The 18,044-nt window shown below is 60.8% G+C and carries 10 protein-coding genes; 1 reads left to right on the forward strand and 9 read right to left on the reverse strand.

Features of this window, described 5'->3' with window-relative positions; translation table 11 throughout:
- On the reverse strand, positions 1 to 1,083 hold a 1,083-nt coding region (gene tssI / locus AFK24_RS00375; protein ID WP_139110421.1), incomplete at its 3' end, for a type VI secretion system tip protein TssI/VgrG.
- A gap of 180 nt (positions 1,084 to 1,263) precedes the next feature.
- Here tssI and AFK24_RS00380 point away from each other — a divergent pair.
- On the forward strand, positions 1,264 to 7,437 hold the full coding sequence (locus AFK24_RS00380; RefSeq protein ID WP_065831354.1) for a dermonecrotic toxin domain-containing protein: 6,174 nt from the start codon (positions 1,264 to 1,266) through the stop codon (positions 7,435 to 7,437).
- 336 nt (positions 7,438 to 7,773) lie between these two features.
- Here AFK24_RS00380 and AFK24_RS00385 read toward each other — a convergent pair whose 3' ends face one another.
- The 8 genes from AFK24_RS00385 to glnE form a co-directional block, all read right to left on the reverse strand.
- Positions 7,774 to 9,213, reverse strand: a complete 1,440-nt coding sequence (locus tag AFK24_RS00385) for a lipopolysaccharide kinase InaA family protein (RefSeq protein WP_065831355.1) — start codon at positions 9,211 to 9,213, stop codon at positions 7,774 to 7,776.
- Positions 9,213 to 9,992: a lipopolysaccharide kinase InaA family protein gene (locus tag AFK24_RS00390; protein ID WP_065831356.1), complete on the reverse strand. Its 780-nt coding sequence runs from the start codon at positions 9,990 to 9,992 to the stop codon at positions 9,213 to 9,215. The genes AFK24_RS00385 and AFK24_RS00390 overlap by 1 nt, the downstream gene beginning before the upstream one ends.
- Entirely contained in the window at positions 9,989 to 10,723 is a 735-nt protein-coding gene (locus AFK24_RS00395) for a lipopolysaccharide kinase InaA family protein (RefSeq protein ID WP_065831357.1), read from the reverse strand. Before AFK24_RS00395 ends, AFK24_RS00390 begins: the two co-directional genes overlap by 4 nt.
- A complete protein-coding gene (rfaP, locus tag AFK24_RS00400; protein WP_065831358.1) occupies positions 10,723 to 11,529 on the reverse strand; it encodes a lipopolysaccharide core heptose(I) kinase RfaP in 807 nt (268 codons plus the stop codon). The genes AFK24_RS00395 and rfaP overlap by 1 nt, the downstream gene beginning before the upstream one ends.
- Positions 11,526 to 12,650 carry a glycosyltransferase family 4 protein gene (locus tag AFK24_RS00405; protein ID WP_065831359.1) on the reverse strand — a complete coding sequence of 375 codons (1,125 nt, stop codon included), beginning with the start codon at positions 12,648 to 12,650 and terminating at the stop codon, positions 11,526 to 11,528. Before AFK24_RS00405 ends, rfaP begins: the two co-directional genes overlap by 4 nt.
- Complete coding sequence (gene waaC, locus AFK24_RS00410) at positions 12,650 to 13,717, reverse strand: lipopolysaccharide heptosyltransferase I (RefSeq protein ID WP_065831360.1); 1,068 nt, start codon at positions 13,715 to 13,717, stop codon at positions 12,650 to 12,652. Before waaC ends, AFK24_RS00405 begins: the two co-directional genes overlap by 1 nt.
- 1 nt (position 13,718) lies before the next feature.
- Entirely contained in the window at positions 13,719 to 14,753 is a 1,035-nt protein-coding gene (gene waaF / locus AFK24_RS00415) for a lipopolysaccharide heptosyltransferase II (RefSeq protein ID WP_065831361.1), read from the reverse strand.
- A 214-nt stretch (positions 14,754 to 14,967) separates the two neighbouring features.
- Positions 14,968 to 17,922 (reverse strand): bifunctional [glutamate--ammonia ligase]-adenylyl-L-tyrosine phosphorylase/[glutamate--ammonia-ligase] adenylyltransferase, encoded by a 2,955-nt coding sequence (glnE, locus tag AFK24_RS00420; RefSeq protein WP_065831362.1) that lies wholly within the window; start codon positions 17,920 to 17,922, stop codon positions 14,968 to 14,970.
- Between the last annotated feature and the right edge of the window lie 122 nt (positions 17,923 to 18,044).

The following is an 18,044-nucleotide window of genomic DNA, read 5'->3' on the forward strand; positions in this document are numbered from 1 at the left end:
GGGCTGCGCGGCGCGGTCGCTGTATTCTTCCAGCACCTGCGGCTGTTTGCCTTCATGGACGATGGCGGTCAGCAGCCACTGGGCATTCCAGTCGTCGCGGGGATGTTCGGCGAGGGTCAGCAGATGGCCGCTGAGCAGCGCAGGTTGGTTGCTTTTACCGCTGGCCAGTTGATAGTCGCTGCGATGCCGTTCCAGCACGGTTTGCGCCTGGCGGTCACCGATCTGGCGGTCATTGAAGGGTGCCGGATAGCGGTAATCCTCCAGGTCCACGCGCCCGTCCGTCAGCTTCGCGCTGGCCAGCATGTCGAGCGCGGGTTGTTCGAAATCATAGGTCTGGCGGCTGACTTTGCCGGTGCGGGTGGCGAGGCGCACGCTGAAGGCATTGATCACCGGCGCTTGGGCCACCAGCCCGTTGCCTTGCAGGTAGGCCGTAGGTTTTTTCAGGTTGGGCAGTGCGACAGGGTCGTCGGCGAAGATCAGCAGATGACGATCGCGGCTGTGCTCAAAGTGGAAGGACAGGCCCTCTTCTTCACACAGGCGGCGAACGAAATGCAGATCGGTTTCGTGGTACTGGGTGCAGTAGTCGCGCGGCGGGCAGGTCTTGCTGCTCAGACGGAACGCGAACTCATCGGCGAGAATGCCGTGGTCCTTGAGCACCAGGGCGATGATCTCCGGCACGCTGTGGTTCTGGAAGATCCGGTGATTGTGCCGATGTTCCAGGCGCAGCAGATTCGGCACCAGCCGGATGAAATAGTGGGTGAAACGCTTGCCGGAATCGCCCTGGGCGATTTCGCCGATCTGCCCGTGCAGCCCGTTGCCCAGAGCGTCAAAAGCCAGAAAAGCCTGCCGATGCAGCACGTCTTCAAGCGCTAGATTGGCCCGCTCGCTGACCAGTTCGATGCGCACGCTGAAAGGCCGGCTGACGGCCTCTTTGGCAGTGAAACTCAGGACGCGAAGCCGATGCTCAACCCCCGCGATATCCAGCGTGAAAGTGGCTTGATTGGCGGGGGTGGGCATGGGCAAGTCCTTGGCCTGGGGAAAGGCAAAACTTTGCGCGTCGACACTGAAACTGTAAGTCAGCATCGGGCACAGGAGTTGTGGGACGTTTCTGATGCAGAAAACACCGCCACCCCCGCCCGCAATAACTATCTACACCCCAACCCTCGTCTGCTTCTGATTGATTGAGCCAATCCACAACGGCCTGACGGCCCTCAATCAAACGTCGGCGCGCTTTCAAGGTGCCTATCGAGAAGCAGAAATCAGATGCAGACACTGACCCCGGTTCCTCAATTTCCCGCAATCACTTTGCCCATGGCCACGGCCGCTTTGAAAAGGCTTGACGAGCTGAGCGCCCGCCTGGACCACGAGCTCAAGGCATTGCCTGCACCTGATGAGGTGTTGCTGAATGCCCTGGCCGCGCCGAACTCCGCGCAACGCGCATCGGAGGTTTCCCGTCTGCTGCAACGAATCAATGACTATTGGGATGCGTCCAGCCAAACGGGTGAGCGTCGCTACGAACAGTTTGTCGCCGGGCTGAAGCGGGCCTTGCGTGACGAGGTGAGCGTCAAGATTCACGAGCGTGACCTATATCCGGATTACGCCGCGTGTCTTCCCGCCTCGCCTGGCCGAGGGGAAAACTCGGTTGCCTCGCCAACGACAGCCTATTCCCTGCACCTGCAGTTGCACGATGACGAGTTGTTGGAAATTGCTGGTGCGCTGGTTTTTTCCCAAGTGCAGGGACGAACGTTGCTGATGCTACCGGGTGTCGGGGTAACCGGCTTTGCGAGCCAGGCCGAGATGCGTGAAACACTGGCCCAATGGCTCAACGCCCCGCAACTCAAGGACGCGCTTCTTGGCTGTCTCGGCCAACGCGATCAGGACCGGCTGGCGGAAATCCACAAGGATCCCGACCTAGAGGCCGAGCCATTCATCGCTGCCGATCTCCAGTTACAGCCGCTCACCGAAGAACCTTTTTCCTACGCCCTCGACAGCCTGCTGAACAAACAGCGCGACGATGTGCTCTACGCGTGTGCCAAAGAAGACGTCGATACCGCGCAAGAAAGTCAGGCGCTTATCCAGAACGCCATGGGTATGCGCGGCCTGTTCGGGCCGACCGCGATGCTCGAACTGCGCGAGCTGGCCTACCTGGAAAGCCGCTACCGCCGCAGCTTGCCGGACTGGATGAAGAACGCGAGCAAAGATGATCTGCACACTTACGCCGAACACTTGCGCCATTACGATGAAGCCCGCAGCGCGGCGCTCAGCGCGCTTGGCGCGGCGGCCTCGCCGGAGCGGTTTGCCGAGGTGAGCCTGCGTACCCGAATGGCGGATGAGCTCGGCTTTGAGCTGGACCCCGGCGCCATCACGGTCAGCACGCGGCGCACGCTGCCCGTGACGGGCGAGCCGTACACCGTAACCCGCACGCTGCTGGACCTGGCCTTGTACGGTCTGCATCCGGGCGATCGCCTGGCGGGATCGCCCTTCCTCAATCGCACCACGCTCAGTCTTGGGGGCGCGCCGCTGGTTGCAGATTATTCAGCCTTGAGCCCTGCATGGATTGCCCGGCTGGTCGACGAACTCGATGTGCGAATGGTCTTCGGCGCATTCCAGCAAAGCAGCTATCAGAAAGAGAGCCACCGCCAGTTGATGGATGTGCTGACCCTCGCGCAGATTACGACGCTGGCGTATGCGGCAAAAATGCAGGGTCATATCCTGCCTGGGGACTTTGCGCTGTTCGAGATCGTTGCCGACCGGGCACGGGCCGCAGCCGATCCAACACTGCGCGTCCAGCAGATCAGGCTGAACAATCGCGACCTGATGAGCAAGCTGTTGATCCTGCGCAAGGAAGATGAGCGCGGGAAGCTGGTTCGCCTGGTAATGATCGCAGCGGATGCACCGCGCGCTCGGCGTCTTATCGCCTTCAATAATGAAACGCAATTGCTGAATGAGCTGGTCGGCTGGATGGCCTCAGACGAACTCTGCGACTACCTGATCAAGCAAGTCGAGCTGCCCGCGCGCCCGCAACTGCGACAGCAATTGGCGGAGCTCAGGCTGAGACCCTCTTTACCGGCCAACTTCCTCCAATTGATCGACCTGCCGGATTACGCCGCTGGCTTGCGCATCCTTACCGAAGAGCAGGTGCGCGTGGCGCTTTCCGAACAGGCCAGCCACACGCCGCAATGGTTTAGGCAGGCCAGCGCCGCACAACGCCAGGAGCTGGTAGAGCTGGAAGATGCCGCCGCTGGTGCGCTGAACAATTACGAGGCCAAACCTCACACCCGCGTCCAGCCGTTCAAGGACTACGTGCATGAACGAGCCAGCCAGAAAATCAGCCAATTGTTGAGCGTGCCGGTTGGCACCGTAGATCCCGACCTCATCGTGATCACCAGCGAGCGGGAAACCATCACTTACACCGACATGCTGCTTAACGGCTACGACGACAGCATCGATTTCACTCACAGCAGCGCCGACACCCAGGCTGAATTCAGCGGCCCGGACAGCGTGGACCTGAGTGCATTGTCACCGGCCAGAGTCGCGGGTTCGGTGCGCGGCAAGTGGCTGGGCGACGACTACATCGCCCTGATCAACCGCACGTTGCTCAACACTGAAGGCGAAGGCTATGAGTACCGCCGCAAGACCAGCGTACTGATGACCCAGTTGCAGATGAAAGCGGCGGCGCTGCGCAGCTACCTGAAAGGGCATATCAACGAGCAACAATACACATGGCTGCGAGCGTCGGTGGATCGGGCGCATCTGGACGACCTGACAACGCGGGAGCAATACCCGCTCTATCCTTTGCAGGTCCATGTCGACAAACCTTTCATCGCTTCCGGCCTTTCCGGCGTGGATCAACTGGTCGTTCCCAGCACGCAACTGACCCATGTGGAGACAGTGCAGGGCTGCCTGATGATCCTGCCGACGACCGTCAGGCAGCCCGCGCTGCTGTACACGCCGCAAGCGCCCGACGGTATCGAGTTCCGCCTGTTCGCCGACTTCACTGACTCGCTCAACGCGGAGGGCATGATCGATTATTACAAGGATCGCTGCCGCATCAACGCGCGGCGCAATCTGTCGTTTTTCCTCCACGACATGCGCCAGGGCAACGCCAACAAGCCGCCCGCCATACCGAGGGAATCCATCGCAGACTTCGCCGACGTCTGCTTCAACCGGCCAGTCCTGCGCCGGCTGCGCGACGTGGCAGAGACCACGACCGGGCGCAACGAGATGATCGCCCGGCTGGTCTGGAATACCGTCGAAGTGATTGCCACGGTGGTCACCCTGCCGTTCCCGCCAGCCAGCTTTGCCGTCGGCGCATTGCTCGCCGTACACGATACCGTGCGCGCCTTTCAGGCGTTGAGGGAAGGCGACAGCGAGGCCGCCTGCGTTTACATTCTGGCCTCGATGCTCAACAGTCTCGGCGCCGCAGGCGATGCAAGCGTCGGCTTGAAGGGTTTTGGCGGGGTGTTGCGACGAATCAACCACCAGACCGGTCGACAATCGGTGCTCAAGCCCATTGCGCGCACGGGCGACCTGCCAAAATATTCCGATCTGTTCCCGGTGCGCGTGGACAACGAGCCACTCTGGATTGGCCGCGCCAACGCCAACGGCCACGCGCCCGTCTACCAAGGCGCGGATTTGTCCGGCGAGCCGCAAGTGACCGGGCAATTCGTCAGCCAAAGAGCGGACGGAACCTGGCAGCCTCTGGCGCACCGTATCGAATCCACGACAACAGACCTGCCCAACGGCATCAAGCCCGAACTGGTGGTCGACGTTTCGCTGCGCGATGTGCAGCCGGTTGCCAGCGGTCATGCTACCGGCGTGAGCCAGGTAAACGGCCAGCACTACATTGACCTGAACGGCTCCACCTATCAGGTGCAATTCGATGCCCGGATGAGAGTCTGGAACATCATCGATCCGGCCAACCCCTTTGCGTTCTTCGGCAAACATCCGGTGACGCTTGACCCGCACGGCAAGTGGCAACTGGTCGAACGCACACACCTGCGCGGTGGCGGTGTTGATGGTCTGGCAGGCTTCACGCTCCTGGAAGAGGAAACAGCTGTTTTGCCTGCAATGGGCGACTACGAGCTGCCTGAACACATGCGCATCCACCTGCAAAACATCGTCAGCGACAAGATGATCGACCCTACCGGAATGGGCTTTGAGGGCTACTTCATCCACCAATTCGCCGAGATGCGCAGCACCTGGCACAGGTTGCGTCAGAACCTCTATCGCGACGCCAACGCTTTTTTCGAGCAGCCGATACTCCCGCCACGCCACGCATTGCCAACCCTGGATGCTTCGACCAGCCTGGAGACCTTGTTGCAAAACGTCTACGCAAAGACCCATGGCCTGGTATTAGGCGAAGCGCCGAAGTCGGTGGCCAGCAAGCGCCTGCTCATCCTAAATATGCCGCTGCTGGCCGAGCAGCGGGTCGAGGTGCTGTACATCGAGCACCTGTTCACCGATCAACACATGGAAAAACTGGCCAAATATCGCAAACTCACACAGCACTCCCGTGCGGGTTCTCACAACATCAAACATCACCTGCGCTATCTCAACGATGGCGAATTGGTTACCGACGTCGCCGAATACGATTACTACCATCTGGTCAAAGCCGCCCATCGCTACAACATCGAGGTTCGCCCGTTCAGCTCGTCCGTCAGCTATCCCTATGCCGTGCATCCCATGGCTTCGGCAGTCGACGACCCCGCCGCCGCTCAGAAGATGAGTAATTTCTTCGGGCATAAGCTCATCAGCGGCGACATCGCGTCTCAGCCGTCGCGCCGCTGGGTTGCGTTGCTCGACCAAAAACTTGCCATCACCCACCAAGGTCTGCCCGGCATCGCTGAGCTGCAAGGCGCTATCAGCATACGGATTGAAGATGTGCCGCTCGGAAGCTCGACGCGAATCACATCCGATGTCGCCGGCTACATTCCCGGCGACCCGGTTGCCAAGGCCGACTTCCGAATGCAGGTTGCCAACCCGGTCATTATCGAACCGGCGCCGGCGCAAGTGTTCTCGGCCAGCCATACCCAGAGCATGGATGACAATCTCTACCTGTATCTCACCGGCGAAGCCCCGGTGGAGCTGCATATGGACCCCACCACCTGGAAAACCTCGACGACCCGCAAACCGGGCAGCGACCGCTACGCCGGCGAGCACGGTTTTCGCTGGGACGCGGCCAGCGGCTGGCAGCGGGTTGAACCGCAAGTCTGGAATCGCGAGCGATCACCCACCGCCATCGCTCAGTCGCTCAGTGATCCTGTCTACGAAGTGCCCGTGGCGCAGCGCCGCAACGTGCACCGGCTGGCGACTTTCGAGCGCCGCGGACTGGATGCGCAATATTTCCTCGGCGATCCGGAACAGCGGGCGCTACAGGAAGAGTTCTTCAGGCTGCGCAGCACGCTGCAAAAAGATGCACGCACTATCGTTTCCGCAGATCTGCCGCCACGACCCGACTTACCTGTGATAGCAGCTGACACCAGCGTGGCAGACTTTCTGACCCGCCTCTACGCAACTGCCGACAGCGTGGTGGTGGGCGAGGCGCACGCCTCGATTGCCAGCAAGAAACTGATCCTCGACAACCTGCCGCTGCTGGCGCGGCAAAACGTCAGAACGCTGTACATGGAGCATCTGCTCACCGATCTGCACCAGGCCGATCTGGATCGTTTTTTCGAGACCGGCGAGATCACCAAAACGCTGCTGCACGATCTGAAGCAGCTGGACGCAGGCCATAAAACCGACCTGCGCAAGATCTACACCTTCGAAAACCTGGTGATCAAGGCCCGTGAGAACGGTATCGAGGTGCGTGCCCTGGACTGCGCCGCGAGCTACCACGTCAAAGGTATCGACAACGAAACCCTTACCACGCGTCATCAAATGTTCAGCTACTTCGCGTCCCGCACGATTCGCAAGCATCAGGAAGTCATGGGCGCACATAAGTGGATCGCTCTGGTGGGCAACACTCATTCCAATACGTTCGAGAAGATAGTCCCCGGCCTTGCTGAACTGGAGGGCGGGATCGGACTACGGGTGACCGACGTCAGGCCTGGGGTGGCCAGACCGCCAGTCTTTGATCCGGGGGCTGCGGTGAGTGATCAGCTCAGCAACCGATCGAGTTTTCTCAAGAGCGATTACCGGGTGGAACTGGACACCGCGCTCATGTCGGGCAAACTGCAGCCGCCGAGGCCTCTGCCCATCGAACAGCGCCTGCCGCGACCCGGCATGTTCGCCATCGAGACCCGCGCAGACGGGCAAATGACGATCATCCACCGCTCCAGAGACAGCTCGATCCTGCACACCCCGGTGGAGATCAACGCTGAAGGCAAGATCTACGTGGAGCGCCCGACCTGGCGCGCCGTGCACGCCCAGCCCTTCGACGACATGGACGCGCTGGTCGCTGCGCTGGAGGAAATGAACCTGACGCGCATGGCTTGATGGAAGTCTGCGGTATTTAAGTGAGACCGGATTCACCCGGGAAGGGGCCGAGTTGCACGCTGGATATTGACCTGACGCGACTCCGCATCAGGGCTGACACCTTCGCGAATGAATTCGCTCCCACAATCTGGACTGCATTCCAACTGTAGGAGCACCGGATGGCGTGTTAAACCCGTTGGAGCGAGGTTTGCTGTAGGACCGGCTTTAGCCGGGAGGGCAGTTGACGCTCTCGCGACTAAAGTCGCTCCTACGGTCGCTCCTACGGCCGATTCGCGGGCAAGTCGGAACGACACCCGCTCGCTCCAACGGGGCCAGCGTCCAATTCGCGAAAAAGGGTTATGCGTTCTTCGGCAAGCGCTGCTCCAGCAACTGGTGCAGCGCGCTTTGCGCTGGCCAGTTGCGCATGAAGCGCGCGCGGTCGCGGGCGAATGCGGTGGCGAACGATGCTGCCGAGCTGTACTGGCACATGGCGTCCAGGTCGATCAACGCCCAGCGATCCTGATCCCAGAACACGTTATGCCCTTTCAAATCACCATGACTGATGCGCTCGCCAACCAGTTGCGCGAACAGGTTATCCAGCGCCACCAGCTCCGCTTCCGGCGCTGCACCTGAGTCAACATAAGGCGCAAATCGTTCGATGATGTCCGGCCCCGGCAGAAACTCGGTAACCAGATAAGCCTTGCACCGCAAACCAAGAAAACGCTGTTCCTGCACCGCCAGCGGTTTGGGCGTAGCAATACCGAGGAACATCAGCCGATTGCCTTCGCGCCAGGAATGCCATGCACGGCTCGGCCGCCAGAAGCGTTTCAGCCAGTGGGCAAAATCCTTGATGTTGTAGCGTTTGATGACCAGTGCGCGACCATTGACCTCGACTTTGCCGACGCTCGCCGCGCCGCCAGTCTTGTACAGATGGCCTTGCTCCAGCAGCGCATCGGCTTCGGCTAAAACGGGCAATATTGCCACTTCTTCTTCGCGGCGAATCGCGCGCAGTTCGGAAGCGCCGTCTACCACGCTGAACAGGCTGCAATCACGTCCCGTCTTGTCGAGAAAGTCTTTCAAACGCCAGCTGCGCACCTTGTCGATCTGCTTCTGCAAGGCTTCCATGGGCAAGCCATGCTCACCGTTGCTGAGCAAATAATGCACCGACAATTCTTCGATGAATGGCTCAAAAGCCTTGGGCAGCTGGGCGAAAAATACGCCAAGGTTTTCCAGCACCTTTTGCCGGGACAACGGCTTGCCGGCTTCTTCGGCGCGAATCCCCGCGCCGTCGATCAAGTACAACGTGCCGTCGTGGCGCAGCAGGTTGTCCAGATGCAGGTCTTCCTGCCACAGCCCCTTGGCATGTAACTGCGCGATGGCGGTCAGTGCTTCGGCCAATACGGTTTGCTGGTCATCGCTCAGTGGCGGCTGATTTTCCACTTCGGCCCAGGCATCGCCCAGGCTTTGCGCATGTTCCAGCAACTCGAACAACAGCCAGCCACCCTCGCCTTCCTGCAGACCGTCGGCCAACAGCAGCGGCGTCGTCAGACCTTGTTGCGCCAGTAGCCGGACACCGGCCAGTTCACGTTGAAAATGCCGTGCGGCCTTGGGTCCCACCAGTAATTTGGCCAACACCGGACGCCCGCGCCACACGCCAGCGCCGACGTAACGCTGCCCCGGCAAGACGCGCAACAAGCTCAACAGTTGCAGCTCGGCCGGGCCTGCAGCGTCGGCCAGTTCCAGATTCATCGGCATTGCAGGCGTACGACCTGCCGCCTTGAGTTCAGACAAACGCATCAGCGGGTCTCTTTCTGGTCATTGCGGTGTAGACCGCGCTTGTGACTGCCGCGCTTGCCCAGGCGAACACACCATTGCTCCACGACCGGGCTGTCGATGCCCGATTGCAGATACGCCGCCAGCAGCTCGCGAACATGGGATTCGCTCCACATCGGCGCGCGACGCAACAACGGCTCCAGATCCTTGACTCGATCCCGCTTGCCGAACAGCAGCGGCCGGGTTTTCTCCAGGTCAATCAGCTGCGCCAGGTAAGCATCGGCCTTGGCCTTGAGGAAAATATGCTTGGGATAAAAACAGCCATGCACCTGCCCCGCGCTGTGGACCGTGCGCGCCAACTGGCCGCAGGCTTGCAGGATCGCCGATTGCTGGCGCGTGGTCAGTTCCGGCCATTGCTGCAGCAAGGTATCCAGGTCGGTCCAGCTGTCCAGCGCACGGGTCAAGAGAATCGCCCGACGCTCAGGGCCGATTTTGGCCTCGCCGTAAAACACCGCATGCAGTGCCGGAATACCGAGCTTTTCGTAGCGGCTGATATTGCGGAATTCCCGGGAGAACGAAGGCTCGCCAAACGGGTGATGCCAGGTGTGCATCAGGTAATTGCTCTGCCGCTTCAGATAGAAGCCTAAGCCTTCCAGCTCCAGACGAAACACACTGCTCCAGCCGCCACGGCCGGTATTGGGCTCATCGACGGCATCCAGCTGGACTTCCCACAGCGACTGAAAATCAGCCAGCCCGTGACGTTCCAGCAAGGGCCGGTCGCTTTGTGCAATGAAATCGGTCATTCGCGTCCCTCAAAAAAGCTGACGATATGGCGGATACGTTTCTTGTCGGAAGCGTTGAGCCGCGCCCGCTGCCGATACTGCAGATAGAAGCGCAGGCGTTGGGTGGCGGACAGATGATATTTCGCCACTTTATCCAGGCACGCCAGATCCTTGGTGATCCGGTAGCGCAGCATGAAACTCCACCAGAAAGCGCCGTTGGGGCAGTCGATCAGAAACAGTTTGGCCTGATCGTCCACCAGCAAATTGCGCCATTTCAAATCGTTATGGGTGAAGTGCTCGTCGTGCATGGCGCGGGTGTAGCGCGCCAACTGGCGGCTGATGCGATCGACCCACTGTCGATCCGCCAGCAGTGGATCGTTGCGCAGCGCCAGCGCTGACAAGTCTTCGGTGTTGGGCAGTTCGCGGGTGATCAACGCGCCACGGTCATAAGAAGTGCCTTTGCGCTCCAGGCCCCAAGCGATGACGTCCGCCGTGGGAATACCCCATTTGGCGAAGCGCTTGAGGTTTTGCCATTCGGACTTGACCCGAGGTCGGCCCAGATAGCGACGCAAGCCTTTGCCCGCGCCAACGTAACGTTTGACGTAATAATTCACGCCATCACGCTGCACGCGGATCACTTCGGACAATGGGTCGCGAGTCAGGCGCTCGCCTTGCAAGGCGAACACCGCATCCAGGCTGCCAAAGTCCTCGGCGAGAAAGGCGTAAGCGGGTTCCAGATTCCAACCCGCCATCAGAGCGCATCTCCGTAACGCACTTTGCGCTGATACAGCTTGTCGGCTTTCATCTCCAGCCAGCTCAGCAGCTTGGCTTCTTCGGCGAGGATCTGGCGCAGCGGCTGCTGGAAATAGCCTTTGAGGAAGCGCAGTTTGTCGCGTCGGGTCAGGCCAATGTCCAACGCCGAGAAATACAGGGCGGCCAGATCCTTGTTGCGCCAGCGCGGGGTAATCACCCGGCGTGTCTGGGCGCGATGCAGGTCGATCACCGACAGGCGGAAATCGTCAGCCGTCACCGGCGTGTCGGTGTGCAACAGGAAGTGGCAGATATAACAGTCGCGATGGTTGACCCCGGCGCGGTGCATCATGCCGACCATGCGCGCCACTTCGGCGATGAACGCCCGCTTCAGGCGCGGCTCCGGCGGCTCGTTACGCCAATTGATGCTGACGTCTTCCAGGCTTTCGGTGGGCGCCAGTTCTTCGGTGACGATGAACGAATGCTGCGCCGCCGGATTGCTGCCCCGCTCGCCGTAAGCCACGGCGGTCATGGTCGGCACGCCGACTTCTTTCAGGCGCGCAATCGCCTCCCATTCCTTGCCCGCGCCCAGCACTGGCAATTTGGCGGTAATGAGATTCTTGGCGACTTCGCCCCAGCCGATGCCGCGATGGATCTTGACGAAATACCCGCGCCCCTCGACTTCCGTGCGCAAGGTGCGCCGACCTTCGAGTTCGCGATACACCTGACCGTCCAGACGCTCGACTTCGGCGAACGCATCGCGTCCGGCCCAAAGCGTCTTGAACGGTTCAGCAAGGAACAACTTCATGGGTAGTGCTCCGCCAGAATCACATCGGCCGCGTGCTGCGGCATGCTGTACAGGTCTGCTGAATCTGCGAAAGCCAGACCGTTCTTGCTCCACGCTGCACGCGCGGCGTCGTCGGCAAGCATTGTCTTCAGGTACTGATTGAGCTGAGCCTGATCGAACGGCTCGTCCAGCACCAGCCCGCTGTCGGCCTCGGCAATGTAGTGGGCGTAACCGCACACCGCGCTGACCAGAACCGGCAAGCCGGCAACCAGCGCTTCAAGCAGAACTGTGCCGGTGTTTTCGTTGTACGCCGGGTGAATCAAAATATCGGCGCCCATCAGGAAACGCGGGATATCGCTGCGGCCTTTCATGAAGGTCACGTGATCGCCCAAACCCAGCGTGGCGCTTTGCAGTTGGAATACTTTGGGGTCGTCCTGGCCGATTACAAACAGCCGCGTGCGTTTTTTCAGCTCGGCGGGCAATGCGGCCAGCGCCTTGAGGCTGCGATCAACGCCCTTGGTCTTGAACCCGGAGCCGATCTGCACCAGCAGCAGCTCGTCGTCGGCCAGGCCGAACTCCTTGCGGAAATCAGCACGAATCTGCGGCGCTTCAGGCGGCGCGCGACGATCCTGAGCAATGCCCGGCGGCAACAAGTGGAAGCGCGACAACGGCGTGTCGTAATACTTGATGAAGAGCGGCTGCTGCACTTCGGAGATCATCAGCACCTGGGTCTTCGCGTCTTTGGCGAACACCGCGCGCTCGTATTCGGCGAAGTGGCGATAGCGGCCCCATTGGCGATACAGCGAGTGACGCAGGTTTTGCGCCTTGTCTTCGAAACAACCGTCGGCGGCGTAATACACGTCCAGGCCCGGCATCTTGTTGAAGCCGATCAGGCGATCCACCGGGCGTTTGGCCAGATCCGCAGCCATCCATGCGCTGAGCTTTTCATTGCGGCGATGGTTGAAGAACGCCTTGACCGGCGCGACCAGCACTTCGAAACCCGGCGGCACTTCGCCTTCCCAGATCAGGGTGTAGACGCGAATCTGATGCCCACGCTGCTGACACTCCAGAGCGATACGCATGAAGTCACGTTGCAGCCCGCCGAACGGGAAGTATTTGTAGAGTACGAAAGCCAGTTGCATCAGATGGGTTCCTTTGCCAGCAACAGCGCGCCCAATTGGCTCGCTACTCGCTCGGGATTCAAGCGAGTGAAGCACACTGGCCACTCGCGTTTCAGATCCAACTGACGGCGGTCTTCATCCGTCGGTTGATAGGTGCATTTCTTTTGCAGGCAAGGCGCGCAGGCCGGGTAATCAGCGGCCAGATGCACTTGCGACTTGCCGTAGGCGCCGGTCAGACCGGGATTGGTCGGGCCGAACAGCGACAAGGTCGGCACATCCAGTGCAGCGGCCAGATGCCCGATGCCGGTATCGACTGCGACGCAAGCCTGAGCACTGGCCAGCACTTTGGCGACGCCCGCCAGATTCAATTTGGGCAGGACCACCGCGTGCTCCAGTCCTTGAGCGATACGTTCGGCCCGGGCTTTTTCCTCTGGATTGCCCCACGGCAGCCGCACTTGCAGGCCGCGCTCGAGCATGCGCTCGGCCAGTTGCCGCCAGTACAGCTCCGGCCAGTGTTTGGTGGCCCAGGTCGTGCCGTGCAGGAACAGCACGAACGGTGCCTGATTCGAATCCGCGTCCAGCAATCGCTCGCGATCCAGACCGTAATCGCCCAAACCGGCAGGAACTTGATAGCCAAGCGCCTGAGCGAACAACTGCCGCAAGCGTTCTACCGCGTGCTGGCCGCGCGCCACCGGATAGGCCCGGTCATAAAAGCGGCTGCTCAGCGGCTCGCGTGCGGAATTTTTGTCCAGCCCGACCACTGGCGCGTTCACATAACGGGTCAGCCAGGCGCTTTTCAGCAGGCCTTGGGCGTCGATCACCAAGTCATAACGGGTGTCGCGCAAACGCTGCTTGAAGCGGCGCCATTCGCCGCTCTTGAACGTCTGCCAAAGGTTCTTGCGCCAGCGCCGAATCGCCACCGGGATGACCTCGCCCACCGCCGGATGCCAGGTCGGAATTTCCGCGAAACCTTCCTCGACCACCCAGTCGAACTGAATGCCGGGCAAGGCCCGCGCCGCGTCGGTAATTGCCGGCAGGCAGTGAATCACATCCCCAAGGGACGAAGTTTTGATCAGCAAGACCCGCAAATCAGACAACCTCCACCGGCGTGCCGCCCATGTGCGAGAGTGCAGTGATCACCGACTCAGGCTCAAGCAGACGCAGGCAATTGTAGTGACCGAAACGACAGGTGCGGTCAAAACACGGGCTGCATTCGATGCCCAGACGCACGATTTCCACTTCATCGGCGAGCGGCGGCGTGAAAGCTGGCGATGTGGAACCGTAGACCGCGACCAGCGGACGGTTCAACGCCGCAGCCACATGCATCAGGCCGGAATCGTTGGACACCACGGCATCGGCGCAGGACAGCAAATCGATGGCTTCGGCCAGGGAAGTATCGCCGCTCAGGTTGACGGCTTCTTCACGCAGGCCGGGGATCAGGCGTTCGATGATGCTTTCGCCCACCGGATGGTCTTTTTTCGAACCGAACAGCCAGACCTGCCAGCCTTCACGAATCTTGGCTTCCGCGACTTGCGCGTAATGCTCGGCGGGCCAGCGCTTGGACTCGCCAAACTCGGCGCCTGGGCACAGGGCCAACACTGGACGATCCAGAGTGAGGCCGAACTTGCTCAAGGCGGAGTCGCGGGTGGCGATGTCGATACGCAGGCTCGGCCTCGGATACGCCAGCGGCAGCTCGGCGCCCGGCTCGTAAGCCAGGGCCATGAAGCGCTCGATCATCAACGGGTAGCGTTCTTTGTCGAGGGTGCGCACGTCGTTGAGCAGCACGTAGCGGAACTCGCCACGCCAGCCGGTACGTTTCGGGATGCCGGCAAAAAACGGCACCAGTGCCGACTTGAGCGAGTTGGGCAGCAGGATTGCCTGATCGTATTGCCCCTTCAGGGACCGACCGATTCTGCGCCGCGTGCCCAGTTCCAGCGCACCGTGGCCCAGCGGAAAGCTCAGCGCCGCGCGCACTTCTGGCATGCGCTCAAGAATCGGCCGACTCCACTCAGGCGCCAACACGTCGATTTCGCATTCGGGATAACGCTGTTTCAGGCACTGGAACAGCGTTTGCGCCATCACCATGTCACCGACCCAGCTAGGCCCAACGATCAGAATTCTCATGCTTCTTCCAAAACGACCAGGGAGGCCGGTCAGACTGCGTGACATTCCCACACAACCTGACGCCTCCCTGTCTTAGCTTTATATAGTTGGAGCGAGGCTTGCTGTAGGACCGGCTTTAGCCGGGAGGGCAATTGACGCCTTCGCGACTAAAGTCGCTCCTACGGTCGCCCCTACGGTCGATTCGCGGGCAAGCCTCGCTCCAACAGATTCTGGCTTAACCCAATCCCAACTCACCCCAGATCCGCATCACTTCACGCCGTTCAGGCTCGAACTGATCACCCCGGACCACGCCGGCTTCATTCTGCAACGCCTGGCGGTGAGCGGCCGAGCGGTAGACTTTATACGCCTCACGCAACAGGTTGGCATCGGTGGCGGGCAGCAGCCCGGCCTCTTCAAGCCCTTCCAGAATCCTGATGTTATCGGTGTAACGCAGCAGCGCCGGATGTTCCCGGGACCACGCCAAGGCCGCGTATTGCACCATAAATTCGATATCGACGATACCACCGGCGTCCTGCTTGAGGTCAAACGGCACTGTCGCCGAAAAGGCATTGGCGCCGGTTCCAGCTGTGCTGATCCGCGTGCCAAGAGTGCCGCGCATCTTGGCGCGCATCTCGCTGACCTCCTGGCGCAGCTTGGGCAAGTCGCGCTCGCGGCCGAGCACCGAGGCGCGGACATTTTCGAAGGCTTGCCCGACTTCACGGCTGCCGACCAACACCCGCGCGCGCACCAGGGCCTGATGTTCCCAGGTCCAGGCTTCATTTTCCTGATAGCGGGCAAACGCGCCCAGCGAACTGACCAGAAGGCCCGAAGCGCCGGACGGTCGCAGGCGCATGTCGACCTCGTAAAGCTGGCCCGAGTTGGTCTGGGTGGTCAGCAAATGAATGATCCGCTGGCCCAGACGCGTAAAGAACTGCGCGCTGTCGATGGGTTTCGCGCCATCGGTTTCGGCCTGTGGATCACCGTCGTGAATGAACACCAGATCCAGGTCCGAGCCATGACCCAGCTCGATTCCACCGACCTTGCCGTAACCGACAATGACAAAGCCGGGATCGCACAGGCTGCCATCCGGACGTGAAGGCGTGCCGTGCCGCGCAACCGTGTGCCGCCAGGCCAGGGCCAGCACTTGTTCAAGAATCGCCTCCGCCAGCCAGGTCAGGTAATCGCTGACTTTCATCAATGGCAAGCTGCCGCTGATTTCCGACGCGGCGACCCGCAAGCGATGCGCCAGCTTGAAATGGCGCAGGGCTTCCATTTGCTGTTCGAGATCATCCTCGGGAATGCGCGTCAGGCGCTCGCGCAACTCGGCCGCCAACTCCGGCGCCAGCGGCGGGCGGAACAACCGGCCTTCATTAAGCAGTTCGTCGAGCAACAGTGGAAAGCGGGCGATTTGCTCGGCAATCCACGGGCTGGCCGCGCACAGTGTCAACAGCCGACGCAGCGCGTCAGGATTTTCCGTGAGCAGCACCAGATAAGCAGAACGCCGCGCAACGGCTTCGACCAATGGCAGCACACGCTCCAGCACCAGATCCGGATTCTCGTGTTCCACCGCCTGGGCCAGCAATCGGGGAATGAACGCATCGAGCCGCTCACGACCCAGGCGCTGCATGGAACGCAACTGCGAGCTGTTGCGCAGGTCGGCCAGATGTTTCAAGGCTTTACCCGCATCGACGAAACCGCCGGCCAATAGCTGACGGCAAGCGGCGTCTTCGTCCTGGGATTCTTCCCACAACGGCAACCATTCCCCGCCGACAGCCACTTCACCTTCATCTTCTTCATCGTCGGGATCGGAATCCGGATCGGCGATCACCTGCCGGAAGTGCCAGGACACCCGACCGCGCCAGTACATAAGCTGCTCATGGAAACTCTGCCAGTCGGCGAAACCGAGCATGAAGGCGATGCGCGCCTGATCCTGCTCACCCTCGGGGAGCATTTGTGTCTGCCGGTCGGCAATCGCCTGAATCGCATGTTCGGTGTAACGCAGGAATTCATAACCCTGGCGCAGCTCGTCGGTCACCGCCGCAGGCAGATAACCTTGTCCTTCGAGGGTTTTCAGGACTTTGAGCAGCGGCCGCTGTTGCAGGCTCAAGTCGCGCCCGCCGTGGATCAGCTGGAAAGCCTGGGCGATGAACTCCACTTCGCGAATGCCGCCCGCGCCGAGCTTGATGTTCTCGGCCATGCCTTTGCGGCGCACTTCCTGCTGGATGAGCTGCTTCATGGTGCGCAGCGCTTCGATGGCGGAAAAATCCAGATAGCGCCGATAGACGAACGGCCGCAGCAGGTCGAGCAATTGCTGGCCCGCGGCCTGATCGCCACCCACCACCCGCGCCTTGATCATGGCGTAGCGCTCCCAGTCGCGGCCCTGGTCCTGGTAATACTGCTCCAGCGCATTGAAGCTGAGCACCAGCGCCCCGGATGAACCGTAAGGCCGCAGGCGCATGTCCACGCGAAACACAAAACCGTCGACGGTGATCGGGTCCAGCGCCTTGATCAAGCGCTGGCCCAGGCGAATGAAGAATTCCTGATTATCCAGCGGCCGTTTCACGCCGACGGTTTCGCCGCCTTCGGGATAAGCGAAAATCAGATCGATGTCCGAAGACAGGTTCAGCTCCACCGCGCCCAGCTTGCCCATACCGAGAATGACCATCTGCTGCACTTCGCCGCTGCGCCGCCCCGTGGGCGTGCCGAATTGCTCGCAATGGCGCGTGTACAACCAGCGACATGCCAGATCAATACTGGCGTCCGCCATCTCGGAAAGGTCGCGACAGGTTTCCACCAGATCGGCCTGTCGGGTCAAATCACGCCAGATAATCCGCACTTGCTGACGCGTGCGTTGGCGACGTAGATTACGCCCCAGCTCATCTTCGCCAGCGGCTTCGGTCAGCGCTGCGGCAATCTGCTCGCGCAGTTCGCCAAGAACAAAGCTACGCTCCAGTTCGCCGGAGTCAGCCAGGTCCAGCAGCATCTGCGGGTCGCGACAGATTTGCTCGGCAACAAAATCACTGGCCGCGCAAACCCGGTCGAACGCTTCGCGACGCGACTCGGGCCAGGCGTCGAAAGACTCGGCACTGCCTTCGGGCAGCGCTGCAATAGATGTACGAAACGACTGCTGTGCTCGAGTGACTAAAGGCAGCAGGATGGCCGGCAAATCGGCCAGCGAAGGTAGGCTCATGGTCTATCCTTGATCGGCGTGCGTGGGGCTGGGTGCCGTGAGGTCAAGATCCACGTCACTTGCAGGACTGTCGAACAAAAGTCATATATTGCTGGAATAGTGATTTTTGTAGCAGCCAGCAT

It is taken from the genome of Pseudomonas syringae (genome assembly GCF_001698815.1).
GTDB lineage: Bacteria > Pseudomonadota > Gammaproteobacteria > Pseudomonadales > Pseudomonadaceae > Aquipseudomonas > Aquipseudomonas syringae_A.